Below are 25,717 nucleotides of genomic sequence, written 5' to 3'. Positions count from 1 at the left end.
CTATAAGTATAAATTTAATTCTGAGCGAGTTGAGAAACTAGAATGGGGGTTGTAGTTTATGAAAGCAATGAATAGCAGTATTGCTTTGGATGAAAATAGCATTGTAAAGCCGTTGAAAAAAAAGAAAGGATTGTTTTACTATATCAAGCATGATTTTATACTTTACTTTATGTTGATCATCCCTGTTGCATATATTCTGACATTTAAATATGCTCCCATGTATGGCATACAGATTGCTTTTAAAGATTACAACATTTTTCAGGGCGTCAACATGAGTCCGTGGAATAACTTTGCAACATTCAAGCAAATTTTTGTAACAGAACAATTTTATCAGGTTGTCAGAAACACTTTGATGCTTAACGGTTTGGATTTGATTGTGGGATTTCCAGCGCCGATCATTTTGGCCATTTTAATCAATGAACTTGTATGGAACAAGTTTAAAAAAGTAAGCCAGACCATCCTGTATTTGCCGCATTTCCTTTCCTGGGTTATTATCGGCGGAATTGTTACTCAGCTGCTTTCTCCTACGGGGATGTTAAACTCGTTAATTAACAACATGGGGGGAGAATCATTACCGTTCCTTACGAACAAATATGCATGGGTGGCAACTTATACTTTGGTTGGAGTGTGGCAGAACGCAGGCTGGGGTACAATTTTGTATCTTGCAGCTATGACGGGAATCGACAAGCAGTTGTATGAGGCTGCTGAAGCAGATGGGGCAGGAAGACTGAGGAAGATTTGGCATATTACGCTGCCGGGTATCAGACCAACCATTGCGATCCTTCTGATCCTGCAGCTCGGCAATATTATGGCTATCAACTTCGACCGTCCATTCACCATTCAAAACAACCTTGTTATGGACTTTGGCGACGTTATCAGCACCTATGTTTATCGTGTAGGTATTCAATCTGCGAACTTTTCAGTCGGTGCGGCCGTCGGCCTGTTCCAGTCTGTTATCTGCTTAATATTCCTGATAACTTCCAATTATATTACGCGCAAACTAGGCGAAAATGGCATTTGGTGAGGAGGTACTGACAATGGCACAAAATATAAAAAATAAAATTTTTGACTATACAGCGGCATTTACTGTTTTACTTGCGGTTTTTGTATGTCTGGTCCCTTTTCTCTATATTCTTTCGCAATCACTTAGCTCCAATAGAGCGATAATATCTCAGGCAGTTACCATCTACCCCATAGACTTTAATATAGAAGCCTATAAAGTTGTGTTCGGTGACGCCAGCATGCTGTATTCATTGTTTTATACAGTGGTCCTGACGGCTGTATTTGTGCTCCTTGCATTGACGGTTACCATATTGGCGGCGTACCCGCTGACTAAAAAAAGACTCAAGGGCAGAAGCTTTTTATTGCTAATGATGTTATTTACCATGTATTTTAGCGGCGGTTTGATTCCTGATTATCTGAATGTTAAAAATCTGAGTCTGCTGAACACTTCGTATGCGCTAATTCTTCCGGGGATGATGAGCGTATACTATATGATCATATTGAAATCGTTCTTCCAGAGCTTGCCTGAAGGCCTGGAGGAAGCTGCACACCTGGACGGATGCAACGAGCTGCAGATTCTGCTCAAGATTGTGCTGCCTCTTTCCAAACCGGCGCTTGCCACAGTCAGCTTACTATATGCGGTATTCAGGTGGAATTATTTTCAGGATGCCCTTTTCTACATTACGGAGCAGAAATTATATACGATACAGCTTAAGCTGTATAATGTCATCAATCTTTCGCAGCAAATGACCGGTGAGAATGTCAATGTAAATCTGCCTTCAGAGGCATTGAAAGCGGCAAGTATTATGTTTGGTACAATTCCGATTCTTCTGGTGTATCCGTGGCTCCAGAAGTACTTTGTATCCGGCATTATGATTGGTGCCGTTAAAGGTTGATATGGGTACGTGAAATGGATTATTTCATCCAGTTCGCGAATTTATATATAATTTGATAATATCAAAAAGGAGTGGTTTCTTTGAAGGCAAAGGCAGTAAGACCTATCTGCATTTCTGTGGCAGCGCTAACAATTGCGTCGTCTATATTGGCCGGGTGTCAGAGTAATTCGCCAAGCGGCGCACAAGATGGTAAAGCAAGTACACAAGATAGTAAAGCAAGTGCTCCAAAAGAACATCGGACATTAACTGTCGAAGTTTTCGACAGAGGCAAGCCTGGTCAGCCGGATTTGAATAATAACTTCTGGACAAAGTATATCAACGATAATTTCGGCAAGCAGTTTAATGCTACAGTAAAGTTTGTTTCAGTTCCTAGAGCCCAGGAAGTAGACAAGTTGAATGTATTGATGGCAGCCGGCGAGGCGCCTGACATTTCCTACACATACAACCAGGGCGTTGTTTATAATTATGTACAGCAGGGTGGTTTGGCAGAGCTTGATTCCGTTCTCAAGCAATATGGACCTACGCTTACAAAGTATCTTGGCGATGATGTATTAAAGTATGGTAAATTTAATGGCAAGCAATATTCTGTACCAGGCAAGAGGACTGTTCTCGCAGGTTCAAATACGTTTATCCGTAAAGACTGGCTCGATAAACTGGGTCTTCCTGTTCCTACTACATCGGAACAATTCTATAACACCATGGTTGCATTCAAAGAGAAAAACCCTGGAAATGTAACCGGAGTTATTCCATATGGCTACTCACTGCAACCTCAAAATCCCGGGCTGGGCTATGTACCGGAAGCCTTTAAACCATCTAACCTTACTGAAGAACAGTTTGCTACGCTTCAGCCGCAAGCTATTTGGCAGGCAAATTGGAGTATGCCAGGGTTTGATAAAGCTGTTCAATATATGAACAAGATGTATAATGCAGGCTTGATTAGCCCGAATTTCGCAACTGACAAGGATGGAAAACTGTTGGATGCGGATATTTCCAATGGAAAAGTCGGAGCATTCCAGACTAACTGGGACGGTCCGTACAGGACAGCTCCCGGCACCTATGCCAACCTTGCAAAAAACGTTCCTGGCGCTGAGCTTATTCCTATCGATCCATGGCAGAATGATGCAAGCAAACATCCTAAAAACGGGTACAGCCCAAATGGTATGTATATAATTATACCTAAATCAAGTAAGAATGTTGACCTTGCCATACAGTACCTCAACTGGATGGCTGATCCCAAGGTAACCCTCTTCCTCCAGAACGGTCAGGAAGGCGTGGACTACAACATGGTTAATGGTGTTCCAAAACAGACAGGAACAACAAATACAGGCGAAAAGATGATGACGGTTGCTAACAACCTCGACTATGATATACTTTCAAACGGTATCGAACTTGGTGATCAGCAGAAGAATAATGCAGCAATTTCTGCAGGATATCCTGGTTATGAAAAGGAGGCAGAGAATGCTTTAAAGGTAGGGATGACGGACTATTATACGACTTACTTCTATTCAATACCGAATGCAGCCGATGCAAAAAACAACGCAGAGCTTAGAAATCTTTCAGCTCAAATGCTTGCAAAACTAATTGTTGCTAAGCCAGCCGAAGTGGATAGCCTTTATAAAACATTGGTTCAACAGTACATGACTCAGGGTGGCCAGGCAGTTCAAGACGAGTATGTAAAGAATTACAAGGCTCAGAATGGTAAATAATAAGTAAATTGATAATCTAGAAACTGCTTCATTATGAAGCGGTTTCTTTTTTCCAATAAAGTAAAATTCGGGGGAAGTGATAACCAATCACAAGATTTCACAAGCCGGGTTAAGAATATATAAGCGATTGATTGTGACACAACAAGCCACCATACTGAAACAAATGTCGGGTGACAAGAACATTATCTCATTAATAGCCGCGTAAATCGCGGTTTTAAACGATTCTCCATAGAGGGAGTTATGCTCAACAAGGGCGTTCAGATTCCATCTGGACACTCTCACATGATACTTGTCCACGCAGTTGAACTAGTTATTGCATACGATACACCATAATCAAATTCGATTAAGGGAGGTGTATCACGTTGTCATGTTCGTGTGGATGTGGGGGAAAGTCCCGGGAAAAGAAACATAACAAATTTGACCAAAATCGCATGATCAGTACACGAATTGGAAATGCCATGCTGTCTATTCCATCATTTATATGTAAAGGTCGTAAACGTCGTCGTAGAACAGAAGTGGATTCTGTTACTTTATTCCATAATCGCCATTTTACGATCACCCAAATATCAATCACAGGAAGTGCCGAACCATGCATTCCATTAATCGCTGTAGGAAAAAGCTTTACCGACGCCAGGGCTTGTCTGTTGAAAAATGGTTTTGTAGCAGTGGGGGTAACAGAAATACATGTGAGATTTGTAAGATTCCGCCACAATATGGGTCGGAAACAGCTATGATATATCCTACGGCATTCCCGACTTAACCTTACTGCACTATAGGATAAGTTCAATGAAGCGCTCTAGTGCGACAAAGGTATTGGCTCCCTTATTGCGTTAAAGGGACACTATAGTTCAATAACGTCAGGGCTGCCGAGAGGTAGCTCTCTTTTAAACTAAAGGGCAGGATAGTTAAACAAGATTTAGGAAGTTGCAAACAAATTCACCTCGAAGCTACGTTCGTTTCATTAGAATTGTTCACCATTGTTTGATAACCTAATCCTCATTCTGCCATTGCATCGATAATTGGTCAGAGAGTATTACCCAAATCAGAAAGAAAATATTCTACTCTTGGTGGAACCTCTCCATCGATTCATTGCGCCCTCTTTATACCCAAGAGATTGAATAAAAGTGAACCTCGTTCTTATTGCCTGAACCGGCTTAGAGTAAGAAAAAACACTGAGCCGGTTACATTTATTGGATTAGCGTAAATTTCGTTAAAATGTTGGCGGTACCCCTAAACGCTCTTCCAAAATCACGCGCAGCTCATCAGGAATCCGTTCAAACTCGACCCCTTTCCCCAAAAACAAAATCCAATCCGCATAATACGCCAGCGCCCCAACATCGGTCACATCCAACTGAACATTGAAAATTCCGCTCGACTGAAACATCCCAGTAAAGGACAAAATAATCCCCGGCGGGTGCATACGCTTAAAGCGCTGAATCCCAGTCGTATCTAGCTTCACAACAAGATTGGACTCACGTGCGCCAAGCAGTTTTTTGCTTAAAATCTCTTGCTCAGACCATTTCATCTCCTGCTCAGAAATTGCCGAATCCCGCAGCATCTCAACAGGCAAATAACGAAACTCATCCGTATCAAAATCATAAACCTCGACCAGCCACTGAGCGTTCGAGTTAAAAATATGCAGCAAAAAAACGTCCATCAACTGCGGCCAGCCCGGACTCAGCTCATAAGTCAAGCGCAAGTGCTTATCTCGTACAGCAAGCGAAATCAGCTGGTTCAGCCCCGCAGGCGCTGCATCATCGAGCTCCAAAAGATTCGGATTGGCAGGATTTGTATTTTCAAAAAGCAAGATATTATTCAGCTCGATCAGCTCGTCTTGCTGGGTTTGCGACGCGATGCCGATGAGTTTTTCAGTGATTGAGCGGCGATTTTGCAGATAAGGCAGCTGCGAATTTTTCGAGGCGATAAAGCTGATAAAAATCGCCTTCAGCTCTTCTGGCGTGAAGCGGACGGCGGGCAGATACTGATTTTGCAGGACAGAGTAGCCGCCACCGCGCCCAAGCTCGGTCGTCAGCGGAAAACCCATCGCCTGAATCTCGTTAATGTCGCGGATCGCCGTCGCGCGGGAAATCTTGAACTCCCGCTGAATCTCGGCAATCGTAAAATGCGCGCGGTTATTGATGTAGCGCATGATCAGGTTCACTCGTTCTGTTTTCCTCATGATTTTTATTGTATCAAATATATAGCAAAAAAAAAATGTCAGTACTGACAGATTTACATTTTATGATTGAAAATATGAAATGAAACAAAATCAGAAATGCTGTAAAGTTCAATTAGTAAAAGCAGCTTGTGCTGACCAGGTCTTTGAAAGTATTTACGCTGACATCAAGTTTCCCACCATATCCAAAGAGCACGATCCGACCACAAGGGCGAGTAGTGAGATTAAAGACTTGATAAACATTAGTTTTCATTCTCAAATGTAAAAATTTCCTCCATAGATGTGTTGAAAATTTAAAGGCAATAAATAGTATCATTTTTTGATACATTCAGCTAATAGAATCAATCTTGTAAAAAATAAATCCACGAGGAGAGAACAAAATGTCTAATTACTCAATCAAAACAATCTCAGAAAACTACAAAATGACTGCTTTCGGTGTTTCACTTGAAGACTACAACGACTGGGCAGGTAATGCAGCAAAAACTGCAGCGAAAAAAGCTGAAATCACTGAAAACGGCAAGCTTGCTGAACTTCTCGCGCTCGCTGACGGGCAAGAATATCAAATCAACTACGTCATCGACGGCAAGGCTTGGCGCGGCTTCGGCGTGATGGGTGAGTTCGACGTGGAAGGCGCGGTCGTCCTCGATTTCCTCGCTGGCGACTACCTCGTCGTGCCTGGCACAGGCGCTGACAAAGACCGCCTTGCTGACGAAATCACAGGCAAAGTTTTCGGCGGCATGATGCAAGAAATCACAGACTACAAATACGTTGGTCCTGGTAACTCAACATTCGTCAAAGCAGCCGAAAACGGTGAATTCTACGGCGAAATGTGGCTTCGTGCAAAAAAAGTCAAAGGCTAATGCAAGCTTTTAGTGGCAAAGAAGGCTTCTTGTTTGATCGATTTAGGGATCGTTGGAATTTTGTAGCGGAGCCTGACCTCTCAGAAGTTAAATCTGGATAAAAGGAGCACTCACATGGCAGATTACACAATTGAACACAAACAATCATTCACATTGACCGCTTATGGCTTTTCAATCCATTCGAATTTCCAAGACATGCCAGCTTTGCAAAAGGAAAAAGCTGAGTTTTGGGGCGGACTCAAGGCTGACGGGCGTTTTGATAAGCTCAAGGACGCCGCAAAAGACGATCGCGAATGGTCAGTCAACGAGGTTTATCAAGGCAAACCGTGGAATTATTTCGCGGTAGAAGCTGGCAAATCAGTGGCTGACGCAACGCGCATCATCGAGTTTCCAGAGAGTGAGTACATCGTGGTCGCAGGAAATGGCGACAAGGAAACTTTGTTTGATCAGCTGACTTACCGTGCTTTTGGCGAAGTCTTGGCCCAAATCACTGACTATGCTTACATCGGCGGTCCAAATGCGACTTATCGCAAAGATAACGGCGACGGCACTTTCTACGGCGAATTTTGGGTGCCTGTGGTTAAAAAATAATAAGAAAAAATCCTGTGAAAACAGGATTTTTTCTTATTCTCAAATGGTTGAAACCTTAGACGAACTTGCAATAAAAGTTGACCTCCCGCGCTTGCACAAAACAAGCCGGTTTTCCTTAGCGTGCGGATTTCCGGCTTGTTTGAAGATATTTTCGCTTAGCGTACGTTTTCCGCGTTTTGTTGGCGGTACCCCATAATGGGTGAAAGAATGTATTCAAGTGTAAAAGAGGGATCATCAATGGTAAAGTTAGTTCGTGCAGTATTGTTACTATTTATCACCATCCAGATTTTAAGCGCTTGTTCAAAAGATACGACTGCAACCACAAAAAGTATTAAGTATGAAAATGAGAAGTATAAATTCTTCCTTACGTTACCATCCAAATGGCGCGATAAAACAGAATTGGTGAAATAAAGAGGTTCTTCGTCTTACCTGAATATCAAGATAAAGGTTACGGCAAAAGCATGATGATCCAAATAATAGAATTTGCAAGACAAGCTGGAGTAATAAAGCTGAGGTTGGACACTGAGAAACAATCTTATAAAGCGATGTCAGTGTTTCGAAGTTTTGGCTTTTATGAGATACCAAAATACAATGATAATGATATTGCTGAAATATTTATGGAATTATCCATTGTGTCATAACGATTTCAATCAATATATATTCAGCTAACGGGTACGATAGCTGAATATAGACACCGCGGCAGCCGACCCTGACGATCGCTGCCGTTTCCACGCTAAACGGGCAGGATAGTTTAACGGTTCTATGGATTACAAAGTAAAATAACACCAAGGTAACCCTCAGTGTTCTCTATTTTAATTATTATTAATTTCTTTGAATGACATTGAAATATCTTTATAGACATCTTTAACTTGGTTATAGTGATCCAGGGTACAAGAGAAAATAAGTCGATAGAACGAATCTTTGGTTTCAATATAAGTAATTAAATATACAAACCGTTTATTATTTATTAAAGAGTGAATCTCATATTGTTTCGCTGGATATCCCTGAATGATTGGCTTACTAATAAGCTCTTCTTTAATGTAATATGCTGAGTTCATTCCCATTAGAGCATTGATCGAATAATCATTCAGCGATTTAATATCTGTATTGTCTTTTTTTTCTCTAACAATAGCCAAGAAATCCTTTCGATCATTAAAATTTGCTGCTAGAGTAAATCCATCCTGTACTTTAACTTCTGCGAATTTTTCCCAGACTTCTGGTAAGGTAATTTGGACTCTATTATCATTTGATTTCAGCATATACTTAGATTCTGAAACATTTATGTTATTTTTATATTCTTCAACTCTCGCTGTTCTTGAAGAATCATCCCATTCAACATTCATTCCAGTCGCATCAGCGACACTTCTCAGTGGAAGATAAATATTTCCATTATAATTAATTGGGGGTAGCGGTCTACCCTCATCATCGTTTACGATAAAAGGGATTCCTTTGACAACAATGTGAATGCTCTCATCTAGATAGGCTTTAATTTCCTTTAGTGAAGTACTTGCCGACAACCCTGAAACATTTCCTAGTGTAAAAATCAATAGTGTAGCCATAGCAACTCTTATTTTTCTTTTAAAGAAAGTATGCATTCGATTTCTCCTTTTCTGGTTATATATTCCTTATCGGCAATTCTTCAAATACTTTTAAGAATGAAAACTCTTCCTTCTACCAGCTCATTATCAGGAGAATGCTCTGAATGATCTCAGTAAACAGCGATCCGTTGAACTAACGGGTACGTTAGTGGAACGGCAAAACGAGCAGTCTGCCTCGGCAGACTGCTTCCTATTCTCATTGAAGTAATGGGGCAGGTTAGTTTGGGAGTGTGGTATTATATTTACTCAACAAATGGGCCATTTTGTAGAATAAAGGAGTACATTTTACAGGAAATTTAATGGATTGGACAGAATGGGTATTAAGGAAAAAATTTTTATGGGCAGGTGTTAAAAATGAGTTGGGACGAAGCATATATCAATGGGAGCTTTCGGGATATGTGGGATCTTTCGTATCCGTCACAGGAGTTGGTTGCTTTTATTGCCACTATAAACTTTCCAAAGGAGTCAGTGGGTTTGGATGTTGGTTGTGGAGCTGGTCGAGAAGCAGTTTTTCTTGCCCAACACGGATTGAATATGATTGGAGTGGATCTAAGTGCAGAAGCTCTCAGGATCGCTGCTGAACGGGCAAAGGAGGCTGGGGTGCAGGTTGACTGGCGTCATGGAAATGTCTTAGATTTACCGGTTGAGGACCAGTCCGTAGATTTTGTAAATGATCGCGGCTGTTTTCATTCAATTGCCGAAGAGGAACGAGGTCAATTTGCACGAGAGATTGCCCGCATCCTCAAGCCGGGTGGCATGATGTTGCTCAGAGGTTGTCGTGAAAAAAAAGAAGAGGGTCATTTTGTCCCTGTGACAGGACAAGCAATCGATCGATACTTTGGTAAATACTTTGACCGTGGAGAATTGTTTCCAATTCAAATGGTAACCGGTATTGGTTTCAGCCGTGAAGGAATGAAAGGAAACCTAGTTGTGCTTAAAAAAAGTGAATAAAGTGGTAGTGAAACCTTTTGTTATGTAATAACTGAGTTGGTTGATAAAAATGAATCGGTATTCTTCATTGCTGAGGAGAAAAGAGAACTTCCTAAGTTTTGGGTTTGTGAAGGAAAAATAGATGCCATTCAAAATATCCTTCGAGAAAGAGTGCTGCCATTTTATGATATTTACGATGTTTTCAGCGCAATTGTTTGGTGTAAAAACAGAGGAGTCGAAAAATATCAAACGTTCCTTCAGGAAAATATTCTTACTTTAAGGAATTCGGTAGGTTATTGAGTATAGTTGTTTAGATTTGATAGGGCAGGCCATCCCACAAAGGATGGCCTTTAAACTTGCCGTTACAGATAGCGTGGAGAACCGTATCATAAATAAGGGTAAGTTTTTTGCGGAATTTCCTTGCAGCGGATGGGTGGCTGAAAAAGTCAAGAATTATGGTTGGGAGTACGCTTGCCGAAGCGTATTTGGCTGTAGTATACTTGGAACTAAGTACGTAAAGGGAGGTGAAGGTAGGATGAATCGGGAGTGTGGGAATGATCAAGTGAGCCGGCTGCCTATCGCGATGGCTGGCATCGTTCATGGTTATAAGCAAGACAGGAGAAGTCTGTCTATTCTTAACCATACGATTTCACTAATCGCGAAAAGGCTCCTACCTTAACCTGAACGGATCTAAGCGGATCGGGGCGTAGGGAATTTTCCCTGCGTCCTTTTTTTATTGGTCTAAGACGGGTAGGGCCTCGCAATAGGAGGAACCCGCTTGTTAACGATAAATTGTCAAAACGTAAAAAAATACAACGCTGCCCAACTTGTCCTGGAAAACGTAACATTCGAGCTGAATCACGGTGAAAAGGCGGGGCTCGTCGGTCGCAACGGGTGTGGAAAGACCACTTTGCTAAGCATGATTGCTAAACTGGACAGTCCGGACGAAGGAATGCTGGCTGTTCGAAAGAATGCGCGTGTCGGCTATCTTCAGCAAATACCGGACATGGAAGCCGGTACGACAGTCCTGGAAGTGCTGGTGACTGGCTTCCGGGAACTGCTCGATTGCCGGGAGCGGATGGCAGTGCTCGAATCGGCGATGTCATCGCCGGAACTGATTCAGGAACGATTAGAAGCCTTGCTCGTAGAGTATGCGAAACTACAAGAACGCTACGAGCGGGACGGGGGCTATGAGCTCGATGCCCGGATCGATCAGATTGCAGATGGTTTGCGCATCCCCCGGAAATGGTATTCCCGGGCATACGATTCGTTGTCCGGAGGGGAGAGAACGAAAGTAGGCCTCGCCTCGCAGCTTCTGATGGAGCCCGAACTTTTGCTGCTCGACGAACCGACGAATCATCTCGATATGGCTGCCGTGGAGTGGCTAGAGGAGTTTCTACTGAAATACAGGGGGGCTTGCCTAATTGTTTCCCATGACCGCTACTTTCTCGACAGAGTCGTTATGAAGATCGTGGAGCTCGAGGACGGGGAATCGACCGTGTTCCATACGAACTACACTCGATATGTGAAGGAAAAGGAGGAGCTACTTCTCCGGCAGTTCGCTGATTACCAAGAGCAACAGAAGAAGATAAAGAAAATGCGTGAGATAATTAAGCAGTTGCTGGAATGGGGGAGAATCGGCGATAACGGAAAGTTTTTCCGAAGGGCGGCCAGCATGCAGGAAGCACTCGACCGAATGGAGAAACTGAAACGTCCCGCAATCAATCGCAAGGAAGCGGAGTTCGAACTGCGGCCTTCTGAGCGATCCGGGAAACAAGTCGTCATCCTCGATTGCGTGGAGAAGCATTACTGGTCGAAGACCGTTTTGGCGGGTGTAACGGGAGAGCTTCACTATGGCGAGAAAGTGGTACTGGTCGGGGACAACGGCTCCGGCAAGTCGACCCTTCTGAAGATTATACTTGGAGAGGTCTCCGCGGACGGTGGAGAGGCGCGGCTCGGGTCCCGAGTCGACGTCGGTTATCTCGCCCAGCAGCAGCTCCCGGACAATCCGGAACAGTCCGTGTTGGACTACTATCGAGGTGAAGCCGGGCTAGAGGAAGGAGAAGCCCGAAACCGATTGGCTGGCTACCTTTTCTACGGTGCTGACGTGTTTAAGCCTGTTCGTCTGCTCTCCGGCGGAGAATGGACTCGTCTAAGGTTGGCGTTGCTAGTGAATAGAAAGCCGAACCTGCTCATTCTAGACGAACCAACGAATCATATGGACATCGCGTCGAGGGAGGTGCTCGAAGAAGCGTTGGGGGATTATCCGGGGACGATTCTAATTGTGACCCACGATCGGTATCTCATGAACCGTCTGGCACAGAAAATATGGGAGTTGGATCGAGGTCGTCTCTCGGTTTATCTAGGCGGTTTTGATGAATATAAGGCGGAAAGCCGGCGAAGGAATGCTGTATCTGTTGCGGGCGAGGTGGAAGAGCGGCGCCGATTGCGGTTGGAACCGAATCGCACGTCGCCGGTCGCGATCCTAAGCGAGAAGGGGGATCAGGCCAGCAAGAAGCTCGAAGAGGAGATCGAAGAGACGGAACGACGACTTGCAGAGCTTGAGGTCGCGCCTGGTGAACTGGGGCAAGGCGCGGAAGCGGTATCCCGATTGGAGAGGGACTGGGCGGAAAGCGAGGTTCTTCGGGAGCGACTGGATCGGTTGATCGAGCGGTGGGTGAAGGAACAGAGGGAATAGCCGGCATTTAGAAAAAGGGGCTGTATCAAGGGAAGTACGGAGAGACAGCCCCTTATAACTTGCCGTTACCGACAGCGCGGTGAACCGTACAAACAAATAGTTATAGCTCGTGATTTCACTTTTGCTGTTTATGCTACTGGAGTACCAATCGCAAGAACTTCAATTATTTTAATACACCAGATGTAGCCAACAAATAAAGTCCTGATATTCGTAATAAACTCGTGCCAAAAATGTAGGGAGATTTGTGTCATTAGACAATAAGTGTCCGACGACACAAACATATGTGCATAACCGTTTTGCGACATGTAAAAGGACAAGAACATGCATCCATTCGAATCCGCGATTTAAGCGGATTTTTTATTTTATGGATATAACTTCTTGTCTTTTCTAATATACAGTTTTCCAATATTGGACATAAAGAGGGTACTATTCCCATATTTGCTAAACGATACAGCTTGAGGGTCTATTTAACAGTGTTCAATGTATCTTTGTGTCCTAAAATCGGACTTCTTCACATGTTCATGTTGAGATAAAAATATGCGAAAACTACACACAAACACATAGGTTGTCGGTCAAAAACGGATTACTTTGTTAAACTCTAACGGGACACGATAATGCAAAAACAAGGGAGACAGTTCGCCGCGGCCGGCAACAGTCCCTTGTTTTATTGAAGCAACTGGCAACGCTGTGGAAAGTTAAGCGAGCAGTTCGCCGCGGCTGGCAGCAGCTCCCTTTTCATTAAACTAAAGGGCAGAATAATTCTATAAATTAGCTAATTATTTAAAAATATGGGATAAATGACAATATAGGTTTAGTTAATTCGATTAGTGTTAAGGGCGGTCTTTAGGGGGGATAAAATTCAATGGAGGATAAGTTTTGTCGCCAGCCCCAAAGGGAGGAAGCGGAGTAGGGGCAGACCCACAACAACTTCTCGATCTTTGATGAGCGGTGATAAATATGGGTATGAAAATCAAAATTGATCCATTTAAACTCCGGCGGTGAGCATGAGCTTAAGGAGGCCACCATGTATTCGAGCCTGAAGAGGCTGGAGAGTGACGGAGGTATTACTTCATATTGGGGAGATTCGTCGGGACTAACTTTAAATTTCGGGCTTTAACTGCTCCTTGATTTTTACTACTTGAAAATAACTAGGATAGGTTCTTTTCTAACAGAATGCCCACTTGTTTTTTGCATGACCTGTGGAGGATAAAGCATTCCATTGAAGTACAACTGTTTCATAAACAACCAGGATGAGGCTGCCGGTAGAAACAACTGAACCGGCGGATGCTTAAGCAGAACTGGACTTTAGATGGGGAAAAAACACTGCGCAGGTCTAAGGTAGGATTGCTCACACCAGTGCTACACTGTATTTAGCTAAGCGGTAGGTGTGCCGTCATTATGAATGAATGGGGAGAAGAATACTGATGAGATGGTTTGGTTTATTTTTAATTGCAGCAGGGGTTATATGGATCGCATTCAGCTTTAATTCTGCGAATCTAGCATGGGGAAATATGATTCCATTCAATACAAAGGAAATCAATATTGAAAGGGAGGTCCCTATGAGCGGTGTCCAGAACCTTCTCGTCGATAGCGTAAGTACGAATGTGAATGTGATTCAAGGGAGCTCAAACCAAATTAAAGTTCGGCTTAGTGGCAGAATAAGCCCGAAGTATGTAGACACTATTGACTTGAAGGTTGCGCCTCAGGGCGATGCGTTGAAACTCGGAGTTAACTTGCCGGATGGAATGAACTGGGGCTTATTGAATCTGGATATGAATGTGGAGCTGCCGGAAAAATTATGGAAGTCCGTTAAAGTCGAAACGAAGAGCGGAGATGTAAAGCTAGCGCAGACTAAGGGGGATTCCATTGATGTCAAGTCAAGCAGCGGCGATATCCAGTTATCGCAGGTTCAAGCGAAGTCGGCAACAATCCATGCGGCCAGCGGAAACGTGAAGATGAAGAATGTGGAATCGAATCAGATTACGCTGCAGGCCAGTTCGGGTAATCTGGTAGTGGACGATTTTAAATCGGATGAATTGGCATTTACTGCAGGAAGTGGCAACGTGAAGCTTTCGGGAGGGCAGTCGAAGATTAAGGGTGAGGCGAGCACTGGTGATATTCAACTTGAACTGAATTCACTGCTGCAGGATACGGATTTGAAAGCCGGCAGCGGTAATGTTACGGTCCATATGGAAAAGGAGCCACAATCTTTGGCTGTCGATTATCGCGGGGGCTCGGGAAAGGGGCATATCCAATGGAACGGCATGAAGTACGAAGAGAACGCTGAGAATGTAATAAGGGGTTCTTATGGCAGCGGTGAAGTAAAGCTGAAAGTCCGTATCAGCTCAGGAGATTTTACTTTGGGCAAAGGTTGAGCGAAAACGGTCCAAATGGTGGTTTTTTTCGTGATCGTATGAAAGCTGAATGGGTAGCATCACTTTATTTTAAACATTGACTAGAACTAGAACAATAACTAACCAATATGAAGAAACACTGTCCAGTAGAAGGCTACCGCCCCACCGGTAGCCTTAATTGTGACTGGTAAGTTACAGCGCGGTGCTTCCGCTTTATCGAACGCCATATTTGGCGAGATAATGCGGATACGAGTGAAGATGAACGGCTCTGGCCTTGCGCTGGGCCTCCTCCCGATGCTCCGGCACCTGCTCCGCCTCGACATAGTCGGCCAACACGTCAATGACGTCGTCGAGCAGCTTTGCCCGAAAATACAGTTCCAACCGCTCGACAGCCGCAGCCCCTGCTCTTGCCAACGCTTTCTCCCTCCATATCGGCCATGACGGTTCATGCGTTAGTGGCCAAAGCAGCACCGTGTAATCCATCGCCGCATCGCCCTGGCCGGACAGATCGTCCCAGTTGATGATCCGGAAGGCGTCCCTGCCACTCGTCAGTACGTTGTTGCCGTTCAAGTCGTTATGAACAACATCTCTCGCAGGGAGTAGGAAAGCAAGTGCTGCTGGACTGTTTCCCTCAGCCTCCCGATCTCTTCCCCGAACCACGAAATCGTCTCGTCCATTTGTCAGTTCTTGCAGATAGTAGAGGTGGCACCAGAGATGGTGTTTCTGCTGGAGCAATTTGTGAATGTAATTAGCGAGTTAGAATCCCCCCGGCCCGCTTCAGGCATGCCGAAGCAGATCATCAATCGAAGGAAAGCCCGGCAAGGCGAACCCTTTTTTATCACCAGCGGGAATGCCCGCATCGGGATATATACTGTCGCTGTTATGCTCCCCGGCAGCAGCCAGCCTGAAACCATAGCTACAGGGCTAGGAGGTATTCAAGAGTCACGCAGATGGATTGAGCGATACATAGAGGGGGATAACGATCCTGACAAATTTGTGATGCCTGATCGCGTTGTAATCGATCGATGTGATAATCCAGACAGGTTAAAGCCAGAATGGAACCGTTGGATCTTAGGGACACAATGGGGAAGTATATAGTAGCGTGAGAGAGATGGTATAATTGGCTCTGTAAGGTTTCATTTATCAAACCCTACATAGGAGAATGTTCATATGAATAAAAATCATCTCTTTATTGCCCTTGGAGCAGTTGTATTTGCAATTTTTTTGCAATTTGTAAGTGTTGGGTTGTTAGGGAATAGTGTAGTTAGTAATATTCCAATATTAGGGGAACTATTGACTGTCATTGACTTTCTATTTTTATTCAACTATCTCAATGATGGACTGGATTTATATAATATAGAGCAAGTTGTACTCCGGGTAATCAGTTTAGCAGCAACTGCATATACCCTAATCATATTAAATGAATGGGGATTCGATAAACTTAATGAATTATTCAATGATTCTCCCGATTACGCTAGGATTATAAAAGTAATAACAATAGTAGTTGCCATCATTATACATTATTTCGTTTACTTTATTCTTCACGCTATCTATATTGATATATTCTATCAAATCATCCATAAAGTACAAATAGAATTTGACAAAGTTAAAAAACAAATTCAGTATCTTAAATACTAGCGAGTGGTGGTGATTGAAGAAGGAAGTAGTAGTAGTTGTCGGGTAACAAGAACATTGTCCCATTATAAGTCGCGTAAATTGCGGCTTTTGCTTTTTATGGGATAAAGTTCTTGTCAAATTCCTGTGACCAAGAACTTCATCCCATTCCCGACAATACAACGGGCCCAAGCATTTAGATGTCACAAGAGGAGGGGCCATGTGTCGGGTGACAAGAAATTGATTACATTACGTGGAAGAAACATATGAAAAGAGCAGGTGGCTCCAGTGGAATCCCGATTTACGATGAAATCAGGAGCTGGTAACATGAAATTTTGCTTGTATGAAGTCACAAATGCGAGAATCGTACATGTAGAAGATGATTTCAATGCCGCCGTATAAGTTAAAAATGCGCGAGAGCTTTTAAGTGATTTAACGATTATGCCTCTAATGACAAGAAGGAATACGGAACCTTTCCTGCATTGTTTCGTGGAGAGGTTAACGGACGGTTTTATTTATTGTACGAGATTCCCGGTTTTGTTGCGAATGTGTATGATCAGGTCGTTATCGTAGAACGATAATGATGATGTATGAAAGGAGCCTAATGCTGGGTGCTTTTTTATTTTGGGAAGAAAACATGGATCTAAAACAACACTAGCAGCAGACCTGGATCGAATTGACTAACTGGATAAGAAGTTGAATGTGGAAAAGGACGGGTTATTGCTGTTGGACAGCTTGAAGAAATATGCGCAAAAAGGGACAAATTCCCCGTACGGTTAAGCCGCATAAATGCTAAATATGCCGCTTAGAACGGGGATTTTCATTTTACTTTGAATACACACAATGCAACCAATGACAATGAATGCAACTAATGACAATTCGCGGTCTTTTGGGACAAGAACGGCATTCCGCTGTTAATTTGAACAATCAGGGACTATCGACGGCAATCTAATCCCCTCGGTATGATGGTACTGCAGTTTCGCCGTCATAACTGATGCAATGTAGAAATGAAAGGAAGGAAGCATCATGCAGACAAATTTGAAAGCACAAGTCCATTTGGCAGATTAGTTCCAAGAATATATAAAGCGGATCCCCTAGATATTTTGGGGTCCGCTTTTTTGGATCTGGTGCAAAAATTTTTATAGCCACAAAATATAGTGTACTAAGATTTCATTTGATCTTAATTTTACACTGCATATGGTATTTCAAAATATTGTTGCACCAGAACCGGTTTTTGTGAAACTTGGGTCGGCTGCTTCTACGTGGCGCGGACATGAAGTCTCCTACTCGATCACCCAACAGTCGGACAGTCCGTTTGAAAGCGGATTTAGGTAAATAACAAAAATCGTACAGAAAGACCTAAAGATTCTTAAGGCTTGGAATGGAGGGATCACAGTACAGTGTAAGCATCCATGGAGCGAAGCTCTTAGTAAAAATGAAAGCGGTTTATTGTGAGCGTTCATTTCCTGTCTGCCAAAAAGCTCCACATAAAATTCCCTAAGGAGGAAATTGTTGTAATGAGGAGAATCGGTTTGTTCGCTGTGTCCCTGGCGGTACTGCTCGTAATGATGCTGGCCAATATCGCCTATGCGGATGTATCATCCCATTATCTTAACCCGCTGATGAAAGGAGCCGACCCTACCATTGAACGGCAAGACGATGGATACTATTATTCGGCGGCAGGCGATGGCAATGTTGTATTGAAACGGCATGAAACCATTCTTGGCGTTTCCACCGCGAAGAGTAAAGAAGTATGGAAGTTACCTGAAAACCTGGAATTTATATGGGGGCCCGATGCGCACAGGATCGATGGCAAATGGTACATCTATTTCGCTTCCGGCCCGAAGATTAGTGATAAAGCGGGGCGCTTTGCATATGGCCATCCCAGCTCCTATGTTCTGGAGAACAGCTCGCCCGATCCATTTGAAGGGACCTGGGAACTGAAGGGAACATATGATAATGGAGACGGACTTACACCCCAACAGGGATTGCTGAATACGCAAAGCTATGGACTGCCTACCGGCTTTGTCACCATCAATGGGCAGAGATACCTTACCTACACCAAATATTTTTATTTTATAGATCCAAAAACGGGAAAGGAGAGATTTGATGAATGTCCGACGATTGTCAAAATGAAAAACCCGTGGACATTGGAAGGTGAAGAGTTTACGTTAGCAAGGCCGACCTACGACTGGGAGAAATATGTTGATAATGTTAATGAAGGCGCAGCCGTGGTGGAGCGAAACGGTAAGGTTTATTTTGCCTATTCCGCCAGCAGCTACACGCATGATAACTATGCTGTCGGCCTGTCCTGGGCCGATCTGGCCCAAAGTGTGGAGAATGAAGCGGCATGGAATAAGCATCCCGAGCCGATCATGAAACGTTCGGATGAAAACGGTTCTTATTCGACGGGCTCGCCGTTATTCCTGAAATCCGAAGACGGTACAGAGGACTGGATTACATATCATGGCATACCGACTCATAGTCAAGGGGGTAAGAACAGAGAGGTTCGCGCCCAGCGGATCAATTGGGACGACAATGACTTCATCAATCTGGGCATCCCGTCCAACCCCGGCACTGTGCTTAGCCGCCCCTCCGGGGAGGAGAAGAGCGAAGTCTATGAAGCGGAAGACGCGCAATTATCAGGGGCTGCAAGAGCAACCATGAACAGCATCTATGCCTCGTCCGGCCGATATGCCCGGTACAGCAATGGCAATGACAGCGACTATGTAGAGTTTACAGTCAACACGAATACGGGGGGGATTTACTCGCTGGACTTCCGCTACAACAACAATACGGCAGAGCCGGTCACCATGACGCTGGGCGTGAACCAGGAGGCTCCGGCCGCGCTTGTATTCCCGTCTAATGCTGGACCGGAGAACAAACTGAACTTCGACTTAAAAACCGTTCACAACATCCGGCTGAATGAAGGCAGCAACATCGTGCGTCTTTCCGGCAAAAGCGCTTTGGGGCTGGACGCGATCATTGCCAAGAAAAGCGTCTTGTACGAAGCGGAGGGCGCGGAGCTGTCAGGCGGCGCGGGCATCGCTCAAAATCATGCGGGATATAGCGGTTCAGGTTTTGTCAGCGGGTTCACGGGGCCGAACGCTGCGATCAGCTTTACCGTAAACGCTCCTCATGCGGGCAGCTATTCGGTCAAGCTGGCTTATGGCGCGGGAGGCGAGGACGATCGAACCTTGACCATGTATGTGAATGGCGCAAAGATCAAACAAGCGAATTTCTTCGGTCTGAAGGAATGGGATAAGTGGGCCGACCGATATGACAACGTATTCCTGAAAGAAGGAAGCAATGTCATCACCTATAAGTATGACAGCGGCGATACGGCGAATGTGAATCTCGATTATATCACCGTTACCGAAGCGGCGACCTGGACGTATGAGGCGGAATCCGCCAAAACGACAGGCGGGGCGGATGCCGGAATCGTCCAGGCTCAGGATGGCAATACGGGAATCGGTTATGTGAGCGGTCTGTCCCAGGTGAACTCGTCCGTGGAATTTTCTGTGGATGCCGAGTATGCGGCCAGCTATGATCTCAAGCTGCGGTACGCCACCGAGCAGGGCGGCAAAACATTGTCGCTGGAGGTGAACGGCGCGCCTGTGCAGGACATCGTCCTTCCCTACTCCGGAGGCGCCAGGATGTGGAAGGAACACACTGTAACCGTTCCCCTGAACAAAGGGAAAAACAGCATCGCCTATAGGAGCGCAGCCGGAGATTCAGGCGTCATCCAGATCGATCATATTCACCTGAATAAGCGCACACCCTGGAAATATCAGGCGGAAGCGGCAACCCTCTCAGGCACGCCGGGGATCGGCAGAGATCGTCTGTGGTTTGAAGGCAACGGTTATGTCGGCTTATTCCAGAAAAAAGGGGATGCTGTCCGATTTGAAGTGAATGTCCCTTATACGGCGGCCTATACGTCAACCTTGCGCTATTCGGGTGTACAGTCGTCGAATCGAACCATGACCCTGTATGTGAACGGCAACCGGGTCAAGCAAGTTTCCATGCCGCCGACAGCGAATTGGGATACCTGGATGGACGCGACCGAGACGGTCAATCTGCAGGCCGGGAAGAACAGCATTGAATTTCGCCGTGAGGAAGGGGATACCGGCCAGCTGAATATAGACAGCCTGATCCTGGATAAATTCAGCGGTGGATTCATGAGCACGACGGCGAGGGAGCTTACCCCCGAGAAGATGGTGAAAATCCAGCCGAAGCACAGCGGCAAGGCGCTGAGCGTGGCAGGGGAGAAGTACAATCAGGGAGCAGCCCTCATCCAATTTTCCAATGGCGAAACCAACAGTCAATTGATGCGATTCGTGGATCTGGGAACAGGCTATTACCGGATTCTGATTATGCGTGGCGCACGCTTTCTCGATATCAAGCCTGATTCGGGTATCCAGGAGCTGATTCTAAATCAGACCATTGAGGAGGCCCCCATTCCCTCCGATACCGAACAGTGGCGTCTGGAGAAGGAGGGCAATTATTACAAAATAATTAACAAAAGCAATGGAAAGGTAATTACGGTCAATGAAGCGTCCAAAGGAAACAACGCTGTTATACGGTTGGCCGATGACGAGGGGAAAGACCACCAGCGGTTTAAGATTGAGCTGCGCAACCTGTATGATAATACCTTCCACACGGTGTCGGACATTACTGCTGTTCCGGAGGCGGCGCAGGCAGGCCAGGAGCTGACTCTCTTCGGAACAGTCTCGCCGGATTGGGCCACGCGCAAAAGCATTGCCTGGAGCATCAAGGATGCCGGGCAAACAAGAGCTGCCCTGGACGGGAATGTGCTGTCCGCATCCCGGGCAGGAACCGTCATTGTCACCGCTACGATTGAAGAAGGCAGCGAGATCGGCGTGAGCTACTCCAAGGACTTCACCATCACCGTCTCCAAGAAGGACGCGGATGTTAGTCCTGAAAAGGCCACCTATGATCTCTATGTTCCCGGAGATGTAAGCGCCAGTATTATATGGAATGAAGCCAAGTCTGTGACCGGCGTGGTATACGCGGCAACAGTAACAGGTGCCGTATACAATGGCACATTGGGAACGGATGGTTATACGGTCAGCGGGGATATGTTGACCATCAAGCGCGAGACTATGGCCGCACTGGGGTTGAAGAGCGGCGATAAGGCGGACTTCTCTATCCTGTTTAATCAGGGGAATCCGGCTGTGTTCAGTGTCAATGTGGTGGACAGCCAGGAGGGGGAGAATGTGTCGGATTTTTACAATGTAATCATGCAGACAGGAGCCGATCCCTGGGTTTACAAGCACACGGACGGCTACTATTACAACGTATTTGCCAACTCCAGCGGCATCATGATCCGCAGAGCTAAGACCATCACCGGTATTGAGGCAGGCGAGAGGAGCCTGGCCTGGACGCCAGTTAAGGACACCATGTACAGCTCCAATGTATGGGCACCGGAAATGCACTATCTGAAGGATACCGACGGTAAATTCAAATGGTATATTTACTTTGCGGCTGACAACGGAACCAACGCAAACCACCGCATGTACGTGCTGGAAAACGCCAGTGAGAATCCGTTGACCGGCACCTGGCAGTTCAAAGGGAAAATTACCGATTCTTCCGACCGTTGGGCGATCGACGGCACTGTGCTAACCGTAAATGAGAAACATTATTTCATCTGGTCCGGTTGGGAAGAAACGGATGGAAGTTTTCAGAATTTGTATATTGCGCAAATGAGTGATCCAAAGACGATCAGCTCGGAACGGGTATTGCTCTCAACGTCTGAATATGATTGGGAATCGTCCCCGGCCAGAATCAATGAAGGCCCCGAAGTCACAATAAAGGGCGACACGATCAATCTGATCTATTCCGCAAACGGAAGCTGGACAGACAGTTATAACCTCGGGCTGATCACGGCCAAGATCGGCGACGATTTGATGAATCCCAGCTCCTGGGTGAAAAAAGATAAGCCGATCTTCTCCAGCGCCAATGGCGTATACGGCCCGGGCCACCACAGCATCGTCACGTCTCCTGACGGCACAGAGGACTGGATCGTCTACCATGCCGCCCGCTGGCCGGGAGCGGGATGGACCCGCAAAGTCCACACCCAGAAGTTCACCTGGAACGCAGACAATACGCCGAACCTGGGAGAGCCCGTCGATCCGAACACACCGATTGCCAAGCCTTCGGGCGAGCCGGTGCGGAAGCGCTATGAAGCGGAAAACGCGCTGCTGGTGAAGGATCCGAACGGTGATACCTCTCCTGCTGTCCGGCGGGAAAGCACCGCTTCCGGCGGAATGAAGATCGCCAACATCAAGAACGCCAAAGATTATGCCCAGTTTACCGTAAACGTGCCGGAGGCGGGATTTTATATGCTGTCCGTGCGCAATGCCAACGGCTCACCTAATGCTGCCGATGCCTCCCATATCTTGTCGGTCAACGGGGGCTCCGGCACCAATTTGAACATCGTCTACTCCGGACCGAATCGTTGGGGACTCTCCTCGGCGAAAGTCTATCTTAAAGAAGGCAGCAATACCATCCGCTTCTCGAAGGGGAACAACTTTGCCGAAATCGACAGCATGGATATATTTAAGCTGGATGCCTCAGAAATGTTATTCGATACCCCGGGGTACACGTTGGGGTTGGGTGAAACCCGCAGCCTGCCCCTGTATACCGTAACAGGCGCTACCTATACCGCTGTAGACACAGGAGCCATCTTCAGTTCATCCGATACGAAGGTCGCCGTTATTGACGGAGGGGTTAGGGTTAAGGCTGTAAGTGCGGGCAGTGCCACAATCACCGCCACATATAACGGGAAAACGGCCACAGCCTCGGTTACCGTTGCTGCGGAGCCTAAAGCTGTGCAGTCCGTTACCATCGGCGGATTGCAACGCCTCCTGACCATCGGGCAGACAAGCGGGCCATTGCAGTTAACGGCCAGCTATAACAACTATGAGGTTCAGAATGTGACAGCAGCTGCCCAGTATACCAGCAGCGATCCTGGGGCGGCCGAGATTGATTCAGTGACCCAATCGGTATATGCGGTGAAACCGGGCACAGCTCTTATTACAGCTGAATACAACGGCAAGAAAGCGGCGCTCAACTTGACCGTTATTGCGGCTTCTGATGCAGTCAAGGTTACGTCCGTAATGAAGATTCCTTCGGGAGTGGTCCCTAAGCCACTTAGCGTTGTTGATGTTGTCTACAACAGCCAGCCGAAGAAGGCAGAGGTTGTCAGCTGGGAGCCGGAGGGACTTGACTTCTACTCCCTTGGCACTGTTCAGGTGCCTGTCACCCTGAAGCTGGATGGCCGTGATTTTCCTTCCACCGTTGCCGTAAACGTTATTCCGGGATGGGGCCTTGATGAGATTGTGAATCAACTCCGCAACAAGCTGGCCAACATCTCCTATCCTTTGGGCGATGGGCTCGGCAACTATAGCCAATCCAAGTATGATGCCTTCGTGGCCGAAGTGAACAAGGCGGAAGAGATGGCCGTAAACGCCGATCTGAGCAAAGAACAGTTTGACGAGGAACTGGATAAGCTTGCTCAAGCGGAAGCAGCTTTGTTAGGTTCACTGAACAGCATTCGGGACGGCGTAATCTATAACGCTTACCGGGATTTCTCCGGCGATACAGTTGGCAAGTACCCTTACGGCTTTATCACCGAAGATCTGACCAATGGCGCTACCGCCACTGTGCAGGAAGAGGCCGGGAATAAATTCCTCCGGCTGACCACAACCGCTACTTCGGGCAAGGCAAACCTGTTCCTGCCGTATGCTGGCGAGGTAAAGGCTGAGGCAGGTCAGCGTATCGTCATCGAATACCGCGCCAGACTAAACACTAGCTTCCAATACGCCAATGGCGCCATGGTGCGAAATGACAGCGGCACAGGCAATTATTCCATGGTCACGGCTTTTGATACGGGTAAAATTATAGTCCAGAATGGGCCTTCCACTAAGGTCAAAGTCAAAGACTCTCAGTTAAATAAATGGTACAAAATCAAAATGGTGGCAAACTGGGACGCCAAGACTTATACCGTCTATATAGACGATGTAGAGGTGGCCACGGACTACAAATTCCGACACACAGGCGGCGACAAGCTGACAGCCCAGCGGTTCGGCATCGATGGCTATGCCAACGCCTCCATCGACTTTGACGATTTCAAAGCGATGGTTATCGGAGGACCGAAGGCTGCGCCCGAGGGGCTCGAGACCACCAATGAAACAGCTGTTGGGGCTAAGGACGGACGCATCACCGGGGTCAACTCTCTCATGGAATGGTCCTCCGACAATGGGGGCACCTGGTTGAAGGTCGAAGGGGATACCATCGCCAATCTTTCTCCCGGGACTTATTGGGTTCGTTACTCTAAGACGGATACCCATAAAGCTAGTCCCCCTGTGGGTTTGACCATTGCAGTCTATACTCAGCATGTCATCGGGGTGAGCCTGAATCAGACCACCGCCCAATTGTATACCAATCATGGGGCTTCGACTGTACTGCTCACCGCCAATGTGGAACCCGTTGACGCAGCCAACAAGACGGTGACCTGGAGCAGTTCCAATCCGGCAGTAGCTACCGTGGATGGAAATGGGCTTGTGACGGTGCATGCCGCAGGTACAGCTGTTATTACGGTAACCACGGAAGACGGCGGTTACAGCGATACATGTACAGTAACCGTAAGCTTGTACACTGATTCGGAAAATCCGGGGACTCGGCCAGTCCATGTGACGGGTGTGAGCCTTAAGCAGACCACCGCCCAACGATATACCAACCATGGGGCTTCGACTGTCCAGCTTAACGCCAATGTGGCACCCGCTAACGCAGCCAACAAGACGGTGACCTGGAGCAGTTCCAATCCGACTGTAGCTACCGTGGATGGACATGGGCATGTAACAGTTCATGCCGCAGGTACAGCAGTTATTACTGTAACCACTAATGACGGCGGCTACACAGCTTCTTGTGTTGTTAGTGTGGGTGTATATCAAAAGGACAGCGGTAAAAGCGGCGTAGATACCCAAATTGGCGGCAGCAATCTCACTATCCCAACTACACCCTGAAGCTTCCATTACCCGGGAACAACTGATTACTGTTCTGCACCGTTACGCCGGACAGACTGCTGCAAGCAGCAGTGGCAGGAGCTTTGCGGACGCAGGCAAAAAACAAGGAGCCAAGCGGGAACATCCGCTCGGCTCCTTGTTTTTTGCCTTACGCTTCCGGCTTTAATGGTTCGGTGAATCCGGGAAACTCCTGCTGGTTTGAAGGAGAAACAAAAATCGTACAGAAAGACCTAAAGATTCTTAAG

The 25,717-nt window shown here is 46.2% G+C and carries 17 protein-coding genes and 1 pseudogene; 15 read left to right on the top strand and 3 right to left on the bottom strand.

The genetic code is table 11. The annotated features are described in order from the left end of the window. Positions 1-58 precede the first annotated feature (58 nt). The 3 genes from E1757_RS28165 (at position 59) to E1757_RS28155 (ending at position 3,604) form a co-directional block, all read left to right on the top strand. Positions 59-1,024: an ABC transporter permease gene (locus tag E1757_RS28165; RefSeq protein WP_342774602.1), complete on the top strand. Its 966-nt coding sequence runs from the start codon at positions 59-61 to the stop codon at positions 1,022-1,024. A 13-nt stretch (positions 1,025-1,037) separates the two neighbouring features. After that, the gene (locus E1757_RS28160) at positions 1,038-1,898 is read left to right on the top strand and encodes a carbohydrate ABC transporter permease (RefSeq protein ID WP_133234503.1); all 861 of its coding nucleotides are present in this window, start codon (positions 1,038-1,040) and stop codon (positions 1,896-1,898) included. Between the two features lie 80 nt (positions 1,899-1,978). Next, complete coding sequence (locus E1757_RS28155; protein ID WP_246079602.1) at positions 1,979-3,604, top strand: extracellular solute-binding protein; 1,626 nt, start codon at positions 1,979-1,981, stop codon at positions 3,602-3,604. A 1,210-nt stretch (positions 3,605-4,814) separates the two neighbouring features. On the opposite strand, the gene E1757_RS28150 is transcribed toward E1757_RS28155, so the two are convergent. Next, a complete protein-coding gene (locus E1757_RS28150) occupies positions 4,815-5,783 on the bottom strand; it encodes a helix-turn-helix transcriptional regulator (protein ID WP_425464866.1) in 969 nt (322 codons plus the stop codon). 377 nt (positions 5,784-6,160) lie between these two features. On the opposite strand from E1757_RS28150, the gene E1757_RS28145 reads away from it, so the two are divergent. From E1757_RS28145 to E1757_RS37320, 4 genes are all read left to right on the top strand, one after another. Continuing rightward, positions 6,161-6,640 (top strand): hypothetical protein, encoded by a 480-nt coding sequence (locus tag E1757_RS28145; RefSeq protein ID WP_133234502.1) that lies wholly within the window; start codon positions 6,161-6,163, stop codon positions 6,638-6,640. Between the two features lie 114 nt (positions 6,641-6,754). Continuing rightward, a complete protein-coding gene (locus E1757_RS28140; RefSeq protein WP_133234501.1) occupies positions 6,755-7,231 on the top strand; it encodes a GyrI-like domain-containing protein in 477 nt (158 codons plus the stop codon). Positions 7,232-7,426: 195 nt separating this feature from the next. After that, positions 7,427-7,642, top strand: coding sequence for a hypothetical protein (locus tag E1757_RS28135; RefSeq protein ID WP_133234500.1), 216 nt, complete (start codon positions 7,427-7,429; stop codon positions 7,640-7,642). Continuing rightward, a complete protein-coding gene (locus E1757_RS37320) occupies positions 7,630-7,872 on the top strand; it encodes a GNAT family N-acetyltransferase (protein ID WP_133234694.1) in 243 nt (80 codons plus the stop codon). Before E1757_RS28135 ends, E1757_RS37320 begins: the two co-directional genes overlap by 13 nt. A gap of 171 nt (positions 7,873-8,043) precedes the next feature. Here the strand turns inward: E1757_RS37320 and E1757_RS28125 are convergent, their stop codons facing one another. Continuing rightward, entirely contained in the window at positions 8,044-8,826 is a 783-nt protein-coding gene (locus tag E1757_RS28125) for a stalk domain-containing protein (RefSeq protein ID WP_133234498.1), read from the bottom strand. A 357-nt stretch (positions 8,827-9,183) separates the two neighbouring features. On the opposite strand from E1757_RS28125, the gene E1757_RS28120 reads away from it, so the two are divergent. The 5 genes and pseudogenes from E1757_RS28120 to E1757_RS28105 all read left to right on the top strand — a co-directional run bounded on the left by E1757_RS28120 (position 9,184) and on the right by E1757_RS28105 (position 14,832). Continuing rightward, complete coding sequence (locus E1757_RS28120; protein WP_133234496.1) at positions 9,184-9,780, top strand: class I SAM-dependent methyltransferase; 597 nt, start codon at positions 9,184-9,186, stop codon at positions 9,778-9,780. 27 nt (positions 9,781-9,807) lie between these two features. Next, complete coding sequence (locus tag E1757_RS37120; RefSeq protein WP_342774607.1) at positions 9,808-10,059, top strand: DUF6756 family protein; 252 nt, start codon at positions 9,808-9,810, stop codon at positions 10,057-10,059. Between the two features lie 478 nt (positions 10,060-10,537). Beyond that, the gene (abc-f, locus tag E1757_RS28115; RefSeq protein ID WP_133234494.1) at positions 10,538-12,457 is read left to right on the top strand and encodes a ribosomal protection-like ABC-F family protein; all 1,920 of its coding nucleotides are present in this window, start codon (positions 10,538-10,540) and stop codon (positions 12,455-12,457) included. A gap of 869 nt (positions 12,458-13,326) precedes the next feature. Further along, positions 13,327-13,547, top strand: a pseudogene (locus E1757_RS28110) (PadR family transcriptional regulator); the annotation flags it as partial. A 334-nt stretch (positions 13,548-13,881) separates the two neighbouring features. Beyond that, positions 13,882-14,832 carry a DUF4097 family beta strand repeat-containing protein gene (locus tag E1757_RS28105; RefSeq protein WP_165972326.1) on the top strand — a complete coding sequence of 317 codons (951 nt, stop codon included), beginning with the start codon at positions 13,882-13,884 and terminating at the stop codon, positions 14,830-14,832. Between the two features lie 192 nt (positions 14,833-15,024). Here E1757_RS28105 and E1757_RS28100 read toward each other — a convergent pair whose 3' ends face one another. Beyond that, the gene (locus E1757_RS28100) at positions 15,025-15,471 is read right to left on the bottom strand and encodes a hypothetical protein (protein ID WP_246079600.1); all 447 of its coding nucleotides are present in this window, start codon (positions 15,469-15,471) and stop codon (positions 15,025-15,027) included. A gap of 54 nt (positions 15,472-15,525) precedes the next feature. On the opposite strand from E1757_RS28100, the gene E1757_RS28095 reads away from it, so the two are divergent. The 3 genes from E1757_RS28095 (at position 15,526) to E1757_RS36255 (ending at position 25,472) form a co-directional block, all read left to right on the top strand. Then, positions 15,526-15,909, top strand: a complete 384-nt coding sequence (locus E1757_RS28095) for a hypothetical protein (RefSeq protein WP_133234490.1) — start codon at positions 15,526-15,528, stop codon at positions 15,907-15,909. Between the two features lie 72 nt (positions 15,910-15,981). Then, positions 15,982-16,449 carry a hypothetical protein gene (locus tag E1757_RS28090; RefSeq protein WP_133234488.1) on the top strand — a complete coding sequence of 156 codons (468 nt, stop codon included), beginning with the start codon at positions 15,982-15,984 and terminating at the stop codon, positions 16,447-16,449. A 1,493-nt stretch (positions 16,450-17,942) separates the two neighbouring features. Next, the gene (locus E1757_RS36255) at positions 17,943-25,472 is read left to right on the top strand and encodes a family 43 glycosylhydrolase (RefSeq protein ID WP_220446544.1); all 7,530 of its coding nucleotides are present in this window, start codon (positions 17,943-17,945) and stop codon (positions 25,470-25,472) included. Positions 25,473-25,717: the final 245 nt, after the last annotated feature.

This window comes from Paenibacillus piri (genome assembly GCF_004354045.1).
GTDB classification, from domain to species: domain Bacteria; phylum Bacillota; class Bacilli; order Paenibacillales; family NBRC-103111; genus Paenibacillus_S; species Paenibacillus_S piri.
The sequence above is the reverse complement of the archived record's forward strand: the minus strand, read 5'-3'. Positions and strand labels throughout refer to the sequence as shown.